The organism is Mesorhizobium sp. KR2-14 (genome assembly GCF_040049255.1).
GTDB lineage: Bacteria > Pseudomonadota > Alphaproteobacteria > Rhizobiales > Rhizobiaceae > Pseudaminobacter.
Genome location: NZ_JBDZDR010000011.1, coordinates 46,291 through 60,073, shown reverse-complemented (window position 1 = coordinate 60,073; position 13,783 = coordinate 46,291). Strand labels below are relative to the sequence as shown.

The following is a 13,783-nucleotide window of genomic DNA, read 5'->3' as shown; positions in this document are numbered from 1 at the left end:
CGCGCTCCGGCGGGAAATTGCGGTGCAACCCATGCGATTCCCAACACCCAAGAAACCAGCCACAAGAATTGATGGTTTTTCAGGACTCCCGCCAGGGTCTACCACTTCCCCGTAAGGGCAATTCATATGATTCGGGGGCGGCCGATGATCGTGATCGTGGACGAGCGAGAGCTCGTCAAAAATGGATATCACTCAATGTTCAACCGGGAGGGCGTGGCTAGCGCCGGCTTCCGCTCGGGCGAATTCGGAGAGTGGGTCGAAAGCGCAGCCGAATCGGATCTCAAATCCGTACGGGCGTTTCTGATCGGAGATTGCGGCGACGATATGTTTGCGCCTCGCAAGATCCGCGACCGAAGCAGTGCGCCGGTTATTGCGCTGAGCGAGCACCATTCGCTCGAAAACACCCTCAAGCTGTTTGAATCCGGCGTCGATGACGTGGTTCACAAGCCGGTTCATATTCGCGAAATTCTGGCGCGCATCAACGCGATCCGCCGCCGTGCCCAGGAAGACCCGAGTTTCACCCAGATCGGGCCGATGCGGATCTTCCTGGATGGCCGGGACCCGGAAATCGACGGCGAGCCCATGCCTCTGCCGCGTCGTGAGCGCCGCATTCTTGAATATCTGGCCAGCAATAGCGGCCGGCGCGTTACCAAGACCCAGGTGTTCAACGCGATCTACGGAATTTTCGACGAAGAGGTCGAAGAGAACGTCGTGGAAAGCCACATCAGCAAGCTGCGCAAGAAACTGCGCGAGAAGCTGGGTTTCGACCCGATCGATTCCAAGCGTTTCCTCGGTTACCGGCTGATAGTCTGAACCGCGCCGCGCTACGGCGCGGCCGAGAGCAAATCGCCAGCTTCGCGCAAGACAGCGCCTATAGCCTCTCCAACCGAGGTCGGAAAATCAGGAGACGTTTCGATGAGCTTGTATGGAATGATGCGAACCGGCGTTTCCGGCATGAACGCGCAGGCTAATCGCCTTGGCGCCGTGGCCGACAACATCGCCAATTCCAGCACTACCGGCTACAAGCGCTCGAGCGCGGAGTTTTCGTCTCTCATCATCCCGACCGTGACCGGAAACTATACCTCCGGCGGCGTCACGACCACGATACGCACCGCTATCAGCCAGCAAGGCGACCTTCGATACACGACGTCGGGAAGCGACCTGGCCATCAACGGCGCCGGCTTCTTCGTGGTCCAGAGTCCGGGCGGCGCGCCGGTGCTTACGCGCGCCGGCTCATTCGTGCCGGACGCCCAGGGCCGACTGATCAACGCTGCCGGCTTCCAGTTGATGGGCTACAGCTTCGCAAACGGCGACCCGGCCGCGGTGGCCAACGGCTTTGGCGGCCTGGTGCCGGTCACCATCGCGCAGAACGAGCTGGTGGCGGTGCCGTCCAAGAATGGTGTCTTCACCGCCAACCTTCCGGCGGGCGCAACGCCGGTTGCCGCCGGCGATCTGCCTTCGCTGAATGCGGCCACCGCAAGCTACACCGCGAAGTCGTCCCTCGTGGCCTACAATAATCTCGGTGGAGAGGTTATCCTCGACGTCTACTACACCAAGACGGGCCCCACCACCTGGGAAGTTGCGATCTATAACCAGGCTGACGCGGCGCCGGACACCTCCTTCCCATACGGGGCGGCTGCGTTGCAGGTTCAGACGCTGACCTTCGACCCAACGAACGGCAAGCTGGATCCCGCAAGCGCCACGGACATTACGCTCACCGTGCCGGGGGGGCAGTCGCTCACCATCGACCTCTCCAAGATGACGCAGCTAGACAAGAGCTACACCGTCATCGATGCGAAGAACGACGGCGCCGCACCGAGCGGCATTGATGGCGTGGAAATCTCCGAGGATGGTGTCGTCTACGCGCGCTACGAAAACGGCGCCGTGAAGGCACTGTTCCGCATCCCGGTTGCCGATGTGGCAAGCCCGGATCTGCTTCAGGTTCTGCCCGGCAACGTGTTTGCCACCACGGCAGGCTCAGGCACCGTCCAGATGGGATGGGCCAACGACAGCGGCCGGGGCAAGATAGTGGCCGGCGCGCTGGAGAATTCCAACGTCGACATAGCGCAAGAGCTGACCGACATGATCGAGTCGCAGCGCAGCTACACCGCCAACTCGAAAGTGTTCCAGACAGGCGCAGACCTTATGGACATTCTGGTCAACCTGAAAAGGTAGTCCGGCGCGAAAGCCGAACAGGAATAAAGTATGTCATTATCCTCCGCACTCAGCATCGCGCAGTCGTCGCTCCTCAATACGGGCCGTCAAACAAACGTCGTCTCGCGCAACGTCATGGAGCAGAACAACAGCGACTATGCGCGGCGGACAGCGGTGCTCTCAAGTTCGGCCCCCGGTGCGCGCGTTGTTGTCATCCAGCGCGCAACCAACGAACAGCTGTTCCGCCAGAACCTGTCGGCGGTGTCCGCCTACAGCGGGCAGGCCACACTGTATATCGGCCTCGACCACCTGAACCTGCGGGTGAACGGCGTCGAAAACGCGATGTCTCCGGCGGCCTCGATCACGGAGCTGCAGAAAGCTCTGCAGATATATTCCGCCGCGCCGTCCAACCGGACATTGGCAGACAATGCCATCAATGCCGCGCGCGAAGTCGTGCGCAGCCTCAATGACGGCGCGAGTTCAATCCAGGCATTCCGCGCCGAAACCGACCAGGAAATCGCCTACGCGGTCGATGATCTCAACAACCTGTTGGCGCAGTTCAAGGATGCCAACAATCGGATCGTCGCGGGCACGCGCGCTGGGCGCGACGTCAATGACGAACTCGACAGACGCGACGGGTTGCTGAAGCAGATCTCCGACTTTCTGCCGATCTCGACCATCACCCGCAGCGACAATGACATGGTCATCATGACCAGCGACGGTACGACGGTTTTCGAAACGATCCCGCGCAGCATCGCTTTCGAGGCTTCGCCTGCCTATCCGGCCGGTGAAGCAGGCAACAAGATCTATATCGACGGCGTACCCGTGCCGATCGGCTCGGGCGGCACTGTCGGTGCGGGCGGAAAGCTCGCCGCTCTTGTCCAGTTGCGCGACAGCGTGGCCGTGACCATGCAAAGCCAGCTTGACGAGATTGCGCGCGGGCTGATCAATGCTTTTGCCGAGACAAACCCGTCTGCCCCGCCCCCCGGCGATCCGATGGCCGGTTTGTTCACTACCCCGCCGCCGGCACCGGGCATGCCGCTGACCGGTCTGGTCCATGGACTGGCAAGCGCGATCTCACTCAACCCCGATTTCGTTACCCATCCGGAATATTTGCGCGACGGCGGGGCCAATGGTGCCAACTACATTCATAATCCCGGCGGCTCTTCCTACGCAGAGTTGATTATCGCCTACAGCCAACGGCTGGACGAGCCGGTCAGCTTCGATCCGGCCGCCGGAATCGGTGACAAGGCAAGTGTCGCTGCCTATTCGGCGAATTCGATCGGCTGGTTCCAGGGTCTTCGGCAGGAAGCCTCGCGCGCGGCAGAGACGAAGGAAGCTCTTGCGGTACGCAGCGCCGAAGCGCTTTCCAACATGACGGGCGTGAATGTCGACATGGAAATGTCCATGCTGCTCGATCTCGAGCACTCCTATCAAGCGTCCGCCCGCCTCATAAAGGCCGTGGATGAAATGCTGGCAGCCCTGCTGGCCGCAGTGAGGTAATCCGATGAAAGCTAGCTTCGTCTCATCCTCAGCCGTTTCAGAAGCGATGCGCTATTCGCTGATGAAAACGCAGGCAGCTCTGGCGAAGGCACAGAAGGAGCAGACAACTGGCTTCTTCGCCGACAAGGGCCAGGCGCTCGGAGCTCGCAGCTCGCAGTCCGTAACCTTCAACCGCGAACTGGAACGCATCAACGGAATAGTAGATTCCAACACCCGGGCCGCTGCGCGACTGTCATCTACGCAGATCGCGCTGAGCCAGGTCTCGGATACGGCGCAGAATTTCCTTTCGCTGCTTGCCACCGTTATCTCCGGCAACGCCATGCCTCACGTGGTCACCAACGGCGCGAAGCACGTGCTGGCCAGCCTTGACGCCATGTTCAATACCAGCATGGACGGCGAATATCTGTTCGCCGGGATCAACACCGACGTGAGGCCGCTCAACGATTTGCAGGATCCTGCCACGAACGGCAAGATTGCCTTCGATGATGCCTTCTTCAACCGCTTCGGCTTTACCGCGAGCGACCCGGCCGCCAGTTCAATTACGGCAGCCGACATGGACGACTTTCTGACCAATATCGTCGAACCTCAGTTTTTGGGAGCAGGCTGGCAAAACTGGTCCAACGCTTCGGACCAGGTCATCGTCAGTCGCATTTCCCTTAACGACACCACCGAGACCTCTGTCAGCGCTAATGGGGCTGCCCCGCGCAAGCTTGCCATGGCGGCGACGCTGATGAACGAGCTAATGACGGGGAACCTCAATACTGCCGCGAGCAAAGCCCTTGTTGAGCGTTCATTTGCACTGGTCGGAGAGGCGATCAGCGACCTTGTCAAGCAGCGCAGTGAGGTCGGCATCGCCGAAAAGCGCGTCGCCGATGCGAGCGACCGACTGGAGCAGCAAAGCACCCTGATCCAGAAGCACATTCTGGCGACCGAGGGCGTGGACCCCTACGAGGCCGCGGCACGGGTTTCCGATCTGCTATCTCATATCGAGACCGCCTACGCGATTACCGCGCGTATCCAGCAGCTCAGCCTGCTGCGATACCTGAGCTGATCGGGAATACGATGTACCAATTCTCCTACGCAGACGTCCAGGCCGACTCCGCCGCAGACGCCAAGGATCGCGAAAAGCAGCTTCTCAGCCGCTCGATCGACCTGCTGACGGCTGCGCGCGAAGCTGGCGCAAATACGATGCAGGCAATCGAAGCACTGCGGTTCACCAATCGCTTGTGGACGACCTTCATCGAGGACCTCGGCAGCCCGGACAATGCGCTTCCGAAGGAACTGCGCGCGAATCTCATTTCGATTGGGCTGTGGCTGCTGCGCGAAGCTGAAGAGGTGCGCCAGGGCCGCTCCGACAATTTCGATGGTCTGATCGAAGTTTCGCAGATTATCCGCGACGGCATTCAATGAAGACTGCATTGAAAATCTCGCTCAAGCCGAACGAGAAGATCTACATCAACGGCGCGGTTATCAAGGTTGACCGCAAAGTCACGCTTGAATTGCTGAACGACGTGCAGTTCCTGCTGGAAAGCCATGTGCTTCAGCCCGAGCAGGCCACGACCCCGCTGCGACAGCTCTATTTCATGATCCAGATCATGTTAATGGAGCCCGCGGGCGCCGCACAGGCCTATGAATTGTTTCGCCAGTCCTTGCCCAGGCTCCTGGAGGGTTTCGAAGACGAGGAAGTGCGCACAACGCTCAAGCAGATCGACCGCATGGTGGGCGAGGACCGCGTCTATGATGCGCTGAAGGCGCTGCGTTCGCTTTACCGCCTCGAAGAAAAGGCGCTTGCCCCCAACCACAGCGCGACACTGCAACCACAGGCCGCGGCCGTAGGAGAACGATACTGATGAGCATGACCATCGGAGCAACCACCTCGGCAACTAGCCAAGCTGCAACCCCGACGTCCAAGACGGCGGTGGACTACCAGTCGTTCCTGCGCCTGCTGGTGGCCGAGATGAGGAACCAGGATCCGACAAACCCCATGGATTCGACCCAGTATGTCGCTCAGCTGGCGTCGTTTTCGCAGGTTGAGCAGTCGGTCCAGATCAACAACAGGCTCGACCAGCTTCTGCAATCGCAGACATTGTCCCAGGCCGATGCACTGATCGGCCGGGTCATCACCTCCGCCGACGGCAAGGTGAGCGGTGAGGTTGCCGAAGTCCGCCTGTTCTCGGACGGCATCATCGCAGTTCTCAAGGATGGCAGCGAAATCGTCGTGGGCCCTGGCGTCAGCGTCAAGTCGAGCGAAGCGTGAACGAGGCCGATGCCCTCGATATCGTCCAGTTTGCCATCTGGACCGTGCTTACGGCGGCCGGTCCGGCCGTCGCAGCAGCCATGATCGTCGGCGTTGGAATTGCACTGATCCAGGCGCTGACACAAATCCAGGAAATCACGCTTACCTTCGTTCCGAAGATCGTCGCCATCATGCTGGTGGTGGCGTTCACTGCACCCTTCATCGGTGCGCAGATCTCCTCCTTCACCAATGTGATTTTCCAGCGCATCGAGAACGGCTTCTGAAGACCCGGCCGGGGCGCGTCACAGGCCTGGTTCAGCTAAGGCAAGGGCATAGCATCGAGCCGTAGCCGCCCTCCCCTTCCCCGGTGTCCTGATCGGCGCAATTTGCGCCCGCCCTCTTCTCCCATGTTCGCGCAAGCTTGGCTCGCTAGGCTGCCGATAGCCGGTGTGCACGTCTAACGCACGCAGGATGACGTATGGAGATGCACGTGGCCCTCGCAGAAACATTGCCGACCGGAACCGCCTCCAGGAGTGGCCGCGACGTTTTCTTCGCCTTGGGCATTGTCGTCATCCTGGCGGTGCTGTTTCTTCCGATACCGGCGTTCCTGATCGACGTCGGCCTTGCCTTCTCCATCGCGCTGTCGGTGTTGATCCTGATGGTGGCGCTGTGGATCCAGCGGCCGCTGGACTTCTCCTCCTTTCCGACCATCCTGCTCATCGCCACGATGCTGCGCCTGTCGCTGAACATCGCCACCACGCGCATGATCCTTTCCGAAGGCAATGTCGGCACCCATGCCGCCGGCTATGTCATCAGCGGCTTTTCCCAGCTCGTCATGAGCGGCGATTTTGCGATCGGCTTGATCGTCTTCCTGATCCTGGTCATCGTGAACTTTATCGTCATCACCAAGGGCGCGACCCGTATCGCCGAGGTGGGCGCGCGCTTCACGCTGGACGCCATTCCCGGCAAGCAGATGTCGATCGACGCCGACCTTTCCGCCGGCGTGATCGATGACAAGACGGCGCAGCTGCGTCGCCGCGAACTGGAGGAGGAAAGCTCCTTCTTCGGCTCGATGGACGGTGCTTCGAAATTCGTGCGTGGCGACGCTATCGCCGGCCTGATCATCACGGCGATCAACATCGTCGGCGGCATCGCCATCGGCTATTTCCGCCATGGCATGGACATCGGCAAAGCCTCGGACATCTTTGTGAAACTGTCGGTGGGCGATGGTCTCGTCACCCAGATTCCGGCCCTGATCGTCTCGCTCGCGGCCGGCCTCCTCGTTTCAAAGGGAGGCACACGCGGCTCGGCCAACCAGGCCGTGTTTGGGCAGCTCGGCGCACACCCGCGCGCGCTCTACGTCGCCGCGCTGCTTCTGGTGGTGTTGGGGCTTATGCCCGGCCTGCCCATGCTGCCCTTTGTTTCCCTGGCCGGGGCCATGGCCGCGCTTGGCTATATCGTTCCTCGCCGCGAGGAGCAGCGCGCCGCCGAAGCCAAGGCCGCTGAAAAGGAAGCGCAGGAAAATAAGGCGGAAGAGGAGCGAAACTCGGTGAAGGCTTCGCTGAAGACCGCCGAGATCGAACTGCTCATCGGCAAGCAGCTCTCCACCAAGCTGCTTCTCTCGCATCAGGAACTGGCCTTCCGCATGGGCAAGATGCGCAAGAAGTTCGCCCAGCAATATGGTTTCGTCGTGCCCGAGGTGCGCCTGACAGACGATCTCAGCATGCCGAGCAAGAGCTACCAGATCAAGATCCACGGCACCGTCGTGGCAGAGCACCAGATGCGCGTGGGCGAGGTCATGGTTCTGCTGGGCCAGCGCGAGATCCCCGACATCCCGGGCGAAGAAGTGCGCGAACCCGCCTTCGGCATGCGCGCCTTCTCGGTGCCGGACATGTTCATCGAAGACCTGAAGCGCGAGCAGTTCACCTTTGCCGACAACATGTCGGTGCTGCTCACCCACCTCAGCGAGGTGATCCGCAACAACCTGCCGCAGCTTCTCTCCTACAAGGACATGAAGGCGCTGCTGGAGCGGCAGGACCCCGAATACCGCAAGCTGGCCGACGAGATCTGCACCTCGCATATCTCATATCCGGGCCTGCAGGCGGTGCTGAAGCTGCTGCTGGCCGAGCGCGTTTCCATTCGCAATCTGCACCTCATCATCGAGGCTATCGCCGAGATCGCGCCTCATGTGCGCCGCACGGAGCAGATCGTGGAGCATGTGCGCGTACGCATGGCCCAGCAGATCTGCGGCGATCTCAGCGAGGGCGGCGTGCTCAAGGTGCTTCGCCTGGGCAACCGCTGGGACCTTGCCTTCCACCAGAGCCTCAAGCGCGACGCCAAGGGCGAGGTTCGCGAGTTCGACATCGATCCGCGCCAGCTCGAGGAATTCGGCCAGGAAGCCAGCAACGTCATTCGCAAACACATGGAAGCGGGCGAGCGCTTCGTCATCGTCACGGCGCCGGATTCCCGCCCCTATGTGCGCATGATCATCGAGCGCCTGTTCTCGACCCTGCCCGTCCTTTCGCATGTCGAGATCGCCAAGGGCGTCGAAATTCGGGTGCTCGGAACCATTTCGTGACCGTCGCACCCGAAACCGTAGTGCTTGCGGCCTTCCTGGCGTTCTGTCGCATCGGCGGGTGCTTCCTGTTCATGCCCGGACTTTCGAGCGTTCGCGTACCCATCCAGATCAGGCTGTTCGTGGCAATGGCTGCCACCGGCGCCCTGCTTGTCCATCTGTGGGACCACATCGTCCCTTTCGTCGACAAACGCCCGCAGGTGCTGGCGCCCATGATCGTGTCAGAGCTGTTGATCGGCGGCGTCATCGGTGGTTTGGCGCGCCTCTACGTCATGGCGCTGCACTTCATCGGTTCGGCCATGGCGATGCTGATCGGCTATGGCGGCATGGGGGGAACGGCGGTCGAAGAGGCGGAGCTGCAGGCGGCGCTGGCAACGATCATCTCGTTTTCAGCCCTGATGCTGCTGTTTGTCTTCGATTTTCATCACGAGATCATCAAGGCACTGGTGACGTCCTACGACGTCGCCCCCCTCGACGCGTTCTTCAATCCGCGTGCCGCGCTGGTCGACGTCACTGATACGCTTTCAGAGAGCTTTCTTCTCGTGTTGCGACTGGGCAGCCCCTTCGTCGCCTATGCAGTTCTGGTCAACCTGACCATAGGCTTCGTCAATAAGCTGGTGCCGCAGATCCCGATCTACTTCATCTCGATGCCCTTCGTCATCGCCGGCGGCCTGATCATTTTCTACTTCGGGGTCGGCACCCTGCTCACCCTCTTTGCGGATGGCTTCCTCTCAACCACGATCGGGAGATGAACCGATGACCTCGCGCATGGAACGACTGCGAAAGCTCGTGAAGGTCCAGTCGCAATTGAAGGCGATGCATGAGACACGCCATGCCGGGTTCATCGCCGAGGCGCTGGCGGCGCAGAACGAGGCGAGTGAACTGACGGTGCGGTTCGACGCCGAGGATTCGCTGTCCGGGATATTTCCCGAAATCTACCATCAGCGCATCGACAAGGCTCGAATGCGCCAGTTGGAACAGCAGCAACTGGCCAGGGACGAGGCCGCTAAGGTGGCAACCGCGACCGCCCGCACCAACATGGTCGAGCGGGCCTATCGCGATGCTCTCCAGTGGGAGGAACGGCTGACGGCCGACCGCGAGAGGCTGGAGATGGTGGAGCGCAAGGCTTCCGAGGACCGGTAAGGTTGCCACAAGCTTATTGGGCCATGATCCAGCCACGAAATTGAAAAGGACAGCTTTTCTTGGCGATCTCTCCCCCGAGTGACATTGTCTTGGACGTTGCGCGTGCGGTCGAGCCGTCGGGCATCGAGGCGGCGCGCGCCGAGCTGGCGAAGCGGGCCAACGCTGCGGGCGGCAGTGCAGTGGCGGCGTTTTCGGTGGGCGAGACAGAAGGGCATGCCAGCTTTGCACGGGCAGCCACGGAAACCACGTCGCCGGATGCCTTCAAACGCTTCGAAGCGATGGTCTTGCAGACCTTCGTCCAGAACATGCTGCCGAAGGACGCTGAAAACGTCTACGGCAAGGGCGTAGCCGGCGACATGTGGAAGTCGATGATGGCCGAGCGGCTGGCAAACGTCATGGCCGAGCGGGGTGGCATCGGGATCGCCGATCGAGTTCTCGGCGGCCACTATATGGAAGGGGAAAGGAAGGTTGCTGTCGGGCCGGTCTCCGGAGGGCCTGGAAAGGCGGAAACCGACGAACAGACCAGCCTTTCGACGGCGCTGGTTCAGGATTTGCAGCGCAAGATGGTGCGCGACTTGGTCGGCGATGAAGCCGCGGTCGCCGCCAAGACCAAGCTTTAAAAATTACGGGACAGACCATCATGATGGATGAGAATCCGACTGCCGAGAATTTGCCGGTGCCATCTTCGCCGCCTACTGCCGCACCTCCTGCCCTGCTCGGCAACTTGTCGGCCATAATCGGTCGCATCTCGGATGCCCTGGAAGAAGAGACTGCAGCGATCCGCGCAGGCGGCGTGTTCGATATCCGCGCCTCCAGCGCGCGCAAGAGCCGGTATCTCTACGAGTTGACCCGCGCCACCAAGGGCGTGGACGAGCCCGAGATCGTGGCCGAGCACCGGGAAGGCCTGGAGCAGCTCCGCGAAAAGCTGGCGGTAAACGAATCCGTCATCCGCGCGCATATGAGCGCCGTGAGCGAAGTGGCAAAGCTCATGCAGGATGTCATCAAGCGCGCCGAAGCCGACGGCACCTACTCGGAAGGTGAGTTCGGGTGGGCCCGCTGATCAAATTCGCCGGCGCGGCGGTCTGGATCTGCATCGCTACGCTCGGGGCGGTGTTCTTCTCGTTCCAGTTTTCCAGCGCCAAGACAGCAGACCCGAATGCCCTGCCGCCGCTGCTTGGCGGCCTGGACTATATCAAGACCGACGTCATCTCCGTTCCGGTCTTCAACAAGGCCAGCATCGATGGCTATTTCCTGGCTCGGCTCGTCTACACGGCCGATCCCAAGGAGCTGAAGAAGCTCACGATCCCTGCCCAATCGCTGATCGTCGACGAGGTCTACACCTATCTCTACGCCAATCCGCAGATCGACTTCTCGAAGCGGGAAAATTTCGATCTCGATGCATTCAGGCACGGGGTGCGCGACAGCATCAATGCCCGAGTGGGCGAGAAGATGATCGACGAGGTCATCATCGAGCAGATCGATTTCCTGCCTCGGGATGAGACGCGCGACAGGAGCAACCGCCGTCGCGAACTCCTGCGGCCGGCGCCCGCCACCGAGTGAGGCGAGCCAAAGCCCCCAAGTTGACGTTTACGTCAACAGGAGGCTATACGATGTTCACCTCAGCCTCCAAACGGAGGCCGGCATCGTCGCGCAGGCTTCGAGCCGCGCACCTCAGGGACAAGGGAGCACTGTGATGAGCGTTCAAGCTGTTGTCGAAAAGATCAGGGACCGCGTCGAGAGCTCCGGCTTCGGACGTTCGGTGAAATTCGACACGGGCGCCGACGGCGTGATCGTGATCGAGGGATCCACCATCTCGACCACCGACGCGCCCACCGACTGCACGATCAAGCTCAGCCTCGACGATCTGGAGTCGATGATCAGCGGCGATCTGAGCCCGACGACAGCATTCATGACCGGGAAGCTCTCGGTGGAAGGCGACATGTCCGTTGCCATGGCGCTCAGCCAGATCATCTGATCGCAACGTATTTAGCTAGCAAAAGCCCGGCGCTTGATGTTGCGCCGGGCTTTTCGCGCTGTAGTGTCGGCGCGGGATTCCTTCACGCCACCAGCGTTGTCCTCGACGGCTTCAGCCGGCGGCCGGCGGCCTTCAGCACGCCGGCGGCGCCATCCAGCGCCCCCTCGGCAAGCTCCAGCGCCAGCAGGCGATGCCGCTCATAGGGCCCCGGCATCGCAAGCGCGCCGGTCTTGTCGGCCGAGAAGCCGAAGCGCGCATAGTAAGGCGCGTCGCCCACCAGCAGGATTGCCCGGTGGCCGAGCCTGCCCGCTTCGGCAATTGCATGACGCATAAGGGCAGAGCCGATGCCGGCTCCCATAAGCGACGGTTCTACGGCAAGCGGCCCGAGCAGCAGCGCGTCGCACCCGCCGTCCCCCAACGCCACATCCCAGAGCCGCACGGTGCCGACCACTGCTCCGGCCGGATCGCGCGCAACGAAGGCCAATCCCGCCGAAGGCAGGCGGCCGCGGCGCAGCTTCTCCGAAGACTTGCGCCGGCGCAGCACGCCCATGGCGCGATCGAGCAGCGCCTCGCGTGCACCGATGTCGGACGGGGTTTCGGCGGTGATAGTGAAGGCCGCGCAACTGCCAATCTCCCCGCTTGTGGGGGAGACCAGCAGCGGCATGGCCGCGCCAAATTTCTCAACGATCTGTTCCATTTCCGCGATCCTTCACAAGCGGAGTTTTTCCACGAGCGAACCCGCCACCGGCACGCGCATGGCCCGCAAGCCGCTTCGGCTTCGGAAAGGACCATGCGCCAACAAAGACGCCGGCGGGCAGGATGATCTGGCGGCCGCCGGGCACCTGCAAACAGGTGCCCGTCACGAGCCGTCAGATCACGTAGGATCGGAGAGGCTCGAAGCCGTTGAAGGCGACGGCCGAGTAGGTCGTCGTATAGGCGCCGGTGCCTTCGATCAGCACCTCGTCGCCGATGGTCAGCGAGACCGGCAGCGGATAGGGCGCCTTCTCGTAAAGCACGTCGGCCGAGTCGCAGGTCGGGCCGGCGAGCACGCAAGGCTCCGCCACATCGCCGTCGCGCGGGGTGACGATCGGGTAGCGGATCGCCTCATCCATCGTCTCGGCCAGGCCGCCGAACTTGCCGATGTCGAGATAGACCCAGCGCACATTGTCGTTGTCGGCCTTCTTGGAAATCAGCACGACTTCCGACTTGATGACGCCGGCATTGCCCACCATGCCGCGGCCCGGCTCGATGATGGTTTCCGGGATGCGGTTGCCGAAATGCTTGCTCAGCGCCTCGAAGATCGCCTCGCCGTAGGCCTGGGCGGTGGGCACGTCCTTCAGGTAGCGCGTGGGGAAGCCACCGCCCATGTTGACCATGCGCAGCGTGATCCCTTCCTGCGCCAGCGCCGAGAAGACGGCCCTGGCGTCGGCCAGCGCGCGGTCCCAGGCAACCAGGTCGGTCTGCTGCGAGCCGACATGGAACGACACGCCATAGGCATCGAGACCCATCAGCCTGGCATGACGCAGCACGTCGACCGCCATCGCCGGCACGCAGCCGAACTTGCGCGACAGCGGCCATTCCGCACCTTCGCCATCGGTCAGCACGCGGCAGAAGACGCGCGCGCCGGGGGCGGCGCGGGCGATCTTCTCGACCTCCTCGACACTGTCCACGGCGAAGAGGCGGATGCCGAGCGCATGGGCGCGCGCAATGTCGCGCTCCTTCTTGATCGTGTTGCCATAGGAGATGCGATCGGCCGTCGCACCCGCGCTCAGCGCCATCTCGATCTCGGCCACCGAAGCGGTGTCGAAACACGAGCCGAGCGACGCGAGCAGGCGCAGGATCTCCGGCGCGGGGTTGGCCTTCACCGCGTAGTAGATCCTGGAATTGGGCAGAGCCTTCTCGAAGGCATGATAGTTGTCGCGCACGACTTCGAGGTCCAGAACCAGGCACGGGCCGTCGGGACGTCGGGTGGCGAGGAAATCGAGGATGCGCTGGGTGGCCATGGGTCTCTCCTTGGCGCGGGTGTTCCCCACGCGAAAACAAAGCTGCGGCGCGATCCCCTTCGGTCGCTGTTGCCGCTATGGACAAAGGCATGAATGCGAGTCGACGAACCGGGCGGTGGAGATCCCGGAACGAAAAAACGCTTTCACGCGGCGATGAGCTCGTGCCTTGCGGCCTTTGCTCGCTTTGTCTGCCT

At 61.9% G+C, this 13,783-nt stretch carries 17 protein-coding genes; 15 read left to right on the top strand and 2 right to left on the bottom strand.

All coding sequences use genetic code 11. From position 1 onward, the window contains the following. The first annotated feature begins 144 nt into the window (after nucleotides 1-144). From ABLE86_RS21015 to ABLE86_RS20945, 15 genes are all read left to right on the top strand, one after another. A complete protein-coding gene (locus ABLE86_RS21015; protein WP_348780939.1) occupies nucleotides 145-813 on the top strand; it encodes a response regulator transcription factor in 669 nt (222 codons plus the stop codon). Between the two features lie 102 nt (nucleotides 814-915). After that, the gene (locus tag ABLE86_RS21010; protein ID WP_348780938.1) at nucleotides 916-2,175 is read left to right on the top strand and encodes a flagellar hook protein FlgE; all 1,260 of its coding nucleotides are present in this window, start codon (nucleotides 916-918) and stop codon (nucleotides 2,173-2,175) included. Between the two features lie 30 nt (nucleotides 2,176-2,205). Then, nucleotides 2,206-3,657, top strand: a complete 1,452-nt coding sequence (gene flgK / locus ABLE86_RS21005; protein WP_348780937.1) for a flagellar hook-associated protein FlgK — start codon at nucleotides 2,206-2,208, stop codon at nucleotides 3,655-3,657. Between the two features lie 4 nt (nucleotides 3,658-3,661). Beyond that, nucleotides 3,662-4,708 carry a flagellar hook-associated family protein gene (locus ABLE86_RS21000; protein WP_348780936.1) on the top strand — a complete coding sequence of 349 codons (1,047 nt, stop codon included), beginning with the start codon at nucleotides 3,662-3,664 and terminating at the stop codon, nucleotides 4,706-4,708. 11 nt (nucleotides 4,709-4,719) lie between these two features. Further along, nucleotides 4,720-5,067 (top strand): flagellar biosynthesis regulator FlaF, encoded by a 348-nt coding sequence (gene flaF / locus ABLE86_RS20995; RefSeq protein WP_348780935.1) that lies wholly within the window; start codon nucleotides 4,720-4,722, stop codon nucleotides 5,065-5,067. Next, the gene (flbT, locus tag ABLE86_RS20990) at nucleotides 5,064-5,507 is read left to right on the top strand and encodes a flagellar biosynthesis repressor FlbT (RefSeq protein ID WP_348780934.1); all 444 of its coding nucleotides are present in this window, start codon (nucleotides 5,064-5,066) and stop codon (nucleotides 5,505-5,507) included. Before flaF ends, flbT begins: the two co-directional genes overlap by 4 nt. Continuing rightward, nucleotides 5,507-5,914 carry a flagellar hook assembly protein FlgD gene (gene flgD, locus ABLE86_RS20985; protein WP_348780933.1) on the top strand — a complete coding sequence of 136 codons (408 nt, stop codon included), beginning with the start codon at nucleotides 5,507-5,509 and terminating at the stop codon, nucleotides 5,912-5,914. Before flbT ends, flgD begins: the two co-directional genes overlap by 1 nt. Next, entirely contained in the window at nucleotides 5,911-6,177 is a 267-nt protein-coding gene (gene fliQ / locus ABLE86_RS20980; protein WP_348780932.1) for a flagellar biosynthesis protein FliQ, read from the top strand. Before flgD ends, fliQ begins: the two co-directional genes overlap by 4 nt. A gap of 200 nt (nucleotides 6,178-6,377) precedes the next feature. Then, entirely contained in the window at nucleotides 6,378-8,471 is a 2,094-nt protein-coding gene (gene flhA / locus ABLE86_RS20975) for a flagellar biosynthesis protein FlhA (protein ID WP_348780991.1), read from the top strand. Further along, a complete protein-coding gene (gene fliR, locus ABLE86_RS20970) occupies nucleotides 8,468-9,220 on the top strand; it encodes a flagellar biosynthetic protein FliR (RefSeq protein ID WP_348780931.1) in 753 nt (250 codons plus the stop codon). The genes flhA and fliR overlap by 4 nt, the downstream gene beginning before the upstream one ends. A 4-nt stretch (nucleotides 9,221-9,224) precedes the next feature. Further along, nucleotides 9,225-9,611: a hypothetical protein gene (locus ABLE86_RS20965; protein WP_348780930.1), complete on the top strand. Its 387-nt coding sequence runs from the start codon at nucleotides 9,225-9,227 to the stop codon at nucleotides 9,609-9,611. Nucleotides 9,612-9,700: 89 nt separating this feature from the next. Next, nucleotides 9,701-10,231 (top strand): rod-binding protein, encoded by a 531-nt coding sequence (locus ABLE86_RS20960; RefSeq protein WP_348780929.1) that lies wholly within the window; start codon nucleotides 9,701-9,703, stop codon nucleotides 10,229-10,231. Nucleotides 10,232-10,251: 20 nt separating this feature from the next. Continuing rightward, nucleotides 10,252-10,671: a hypothetical protein gene (locus tag ABLE86_RS20955; RefSeq protein WP_348780928.1), complete on the top strand. Its 420-nt coding sequence runs from the start codon at nucleotides 10,252-10,254 to the stop codon at nucleotides 10,669-10,671. Continuing rightward, nucleotides 10,659-11,171, top strand: coding sequence for a hypothetical protein (locus ABLE86_RS20950; RefSeq protein ID WP_348780927.1), 513 nt, complete (start codon nucleotides 10,659-10,661; stop codon nucleotides 11,169-11,171). Before ABLE86_RS20955 ends, ABLE86_RS20950 begins: the two co-directional genes overlap by 13 nt. A gap of 133 nt (nucleotides 11,172-11,304) precedes the next feature. Then, complete coding sequence (locus tag ABLE86_RS20945; RefSeq protein WP_348780926.1) at nucleotides 11,305-11,586, top strand: SCP2 sterol-binding domain-containing protein; 282 nt, start codon at nucleotides 11,305-11,307, stop codon at nucleotides 11,584-11,586. A gap of 82 nt (nucleotides 11,587-11,668) precedes the next feature. Here the strand turns inward: ABLE86_RS20945 and ABLE86_RS20940 are convergent, their stop codons facing one another. Both ABLE86_RS20940 and odc2 read right to left on the bottom strand, forming a co-directional pair. Further along, nucleotides 11,669-12,250 carry an N-acetyltransferase gene (locus ABLE86_RS20940; RefSeq protein WP_348780990.1) on the bottom strand — a complete coding sequence of 194 codons (582 nt, stop codon included), beginning with the start codon at nucleotides 12,248-12,250 and terminating at the stop codon, nucleotides 11,669-11,671. A 205-nt stretch (nucleotides 12,251-12,455) separates the two neighbouring features. Beyond that, nucleotides 12,456-13,589, bottom strand: a complete 1,134-nt coding sequence (gene odc2, locus ABLE86_RS20935; protein ID WP_348780925.1) for an ornithine/lysine decarboxylase — start codon at nucleotides 13,587-13,589, stop codon at nucleotides 12,456-12,458. Nucleotides 13,590-13,783: the final 194 nt, after the last annotated feature.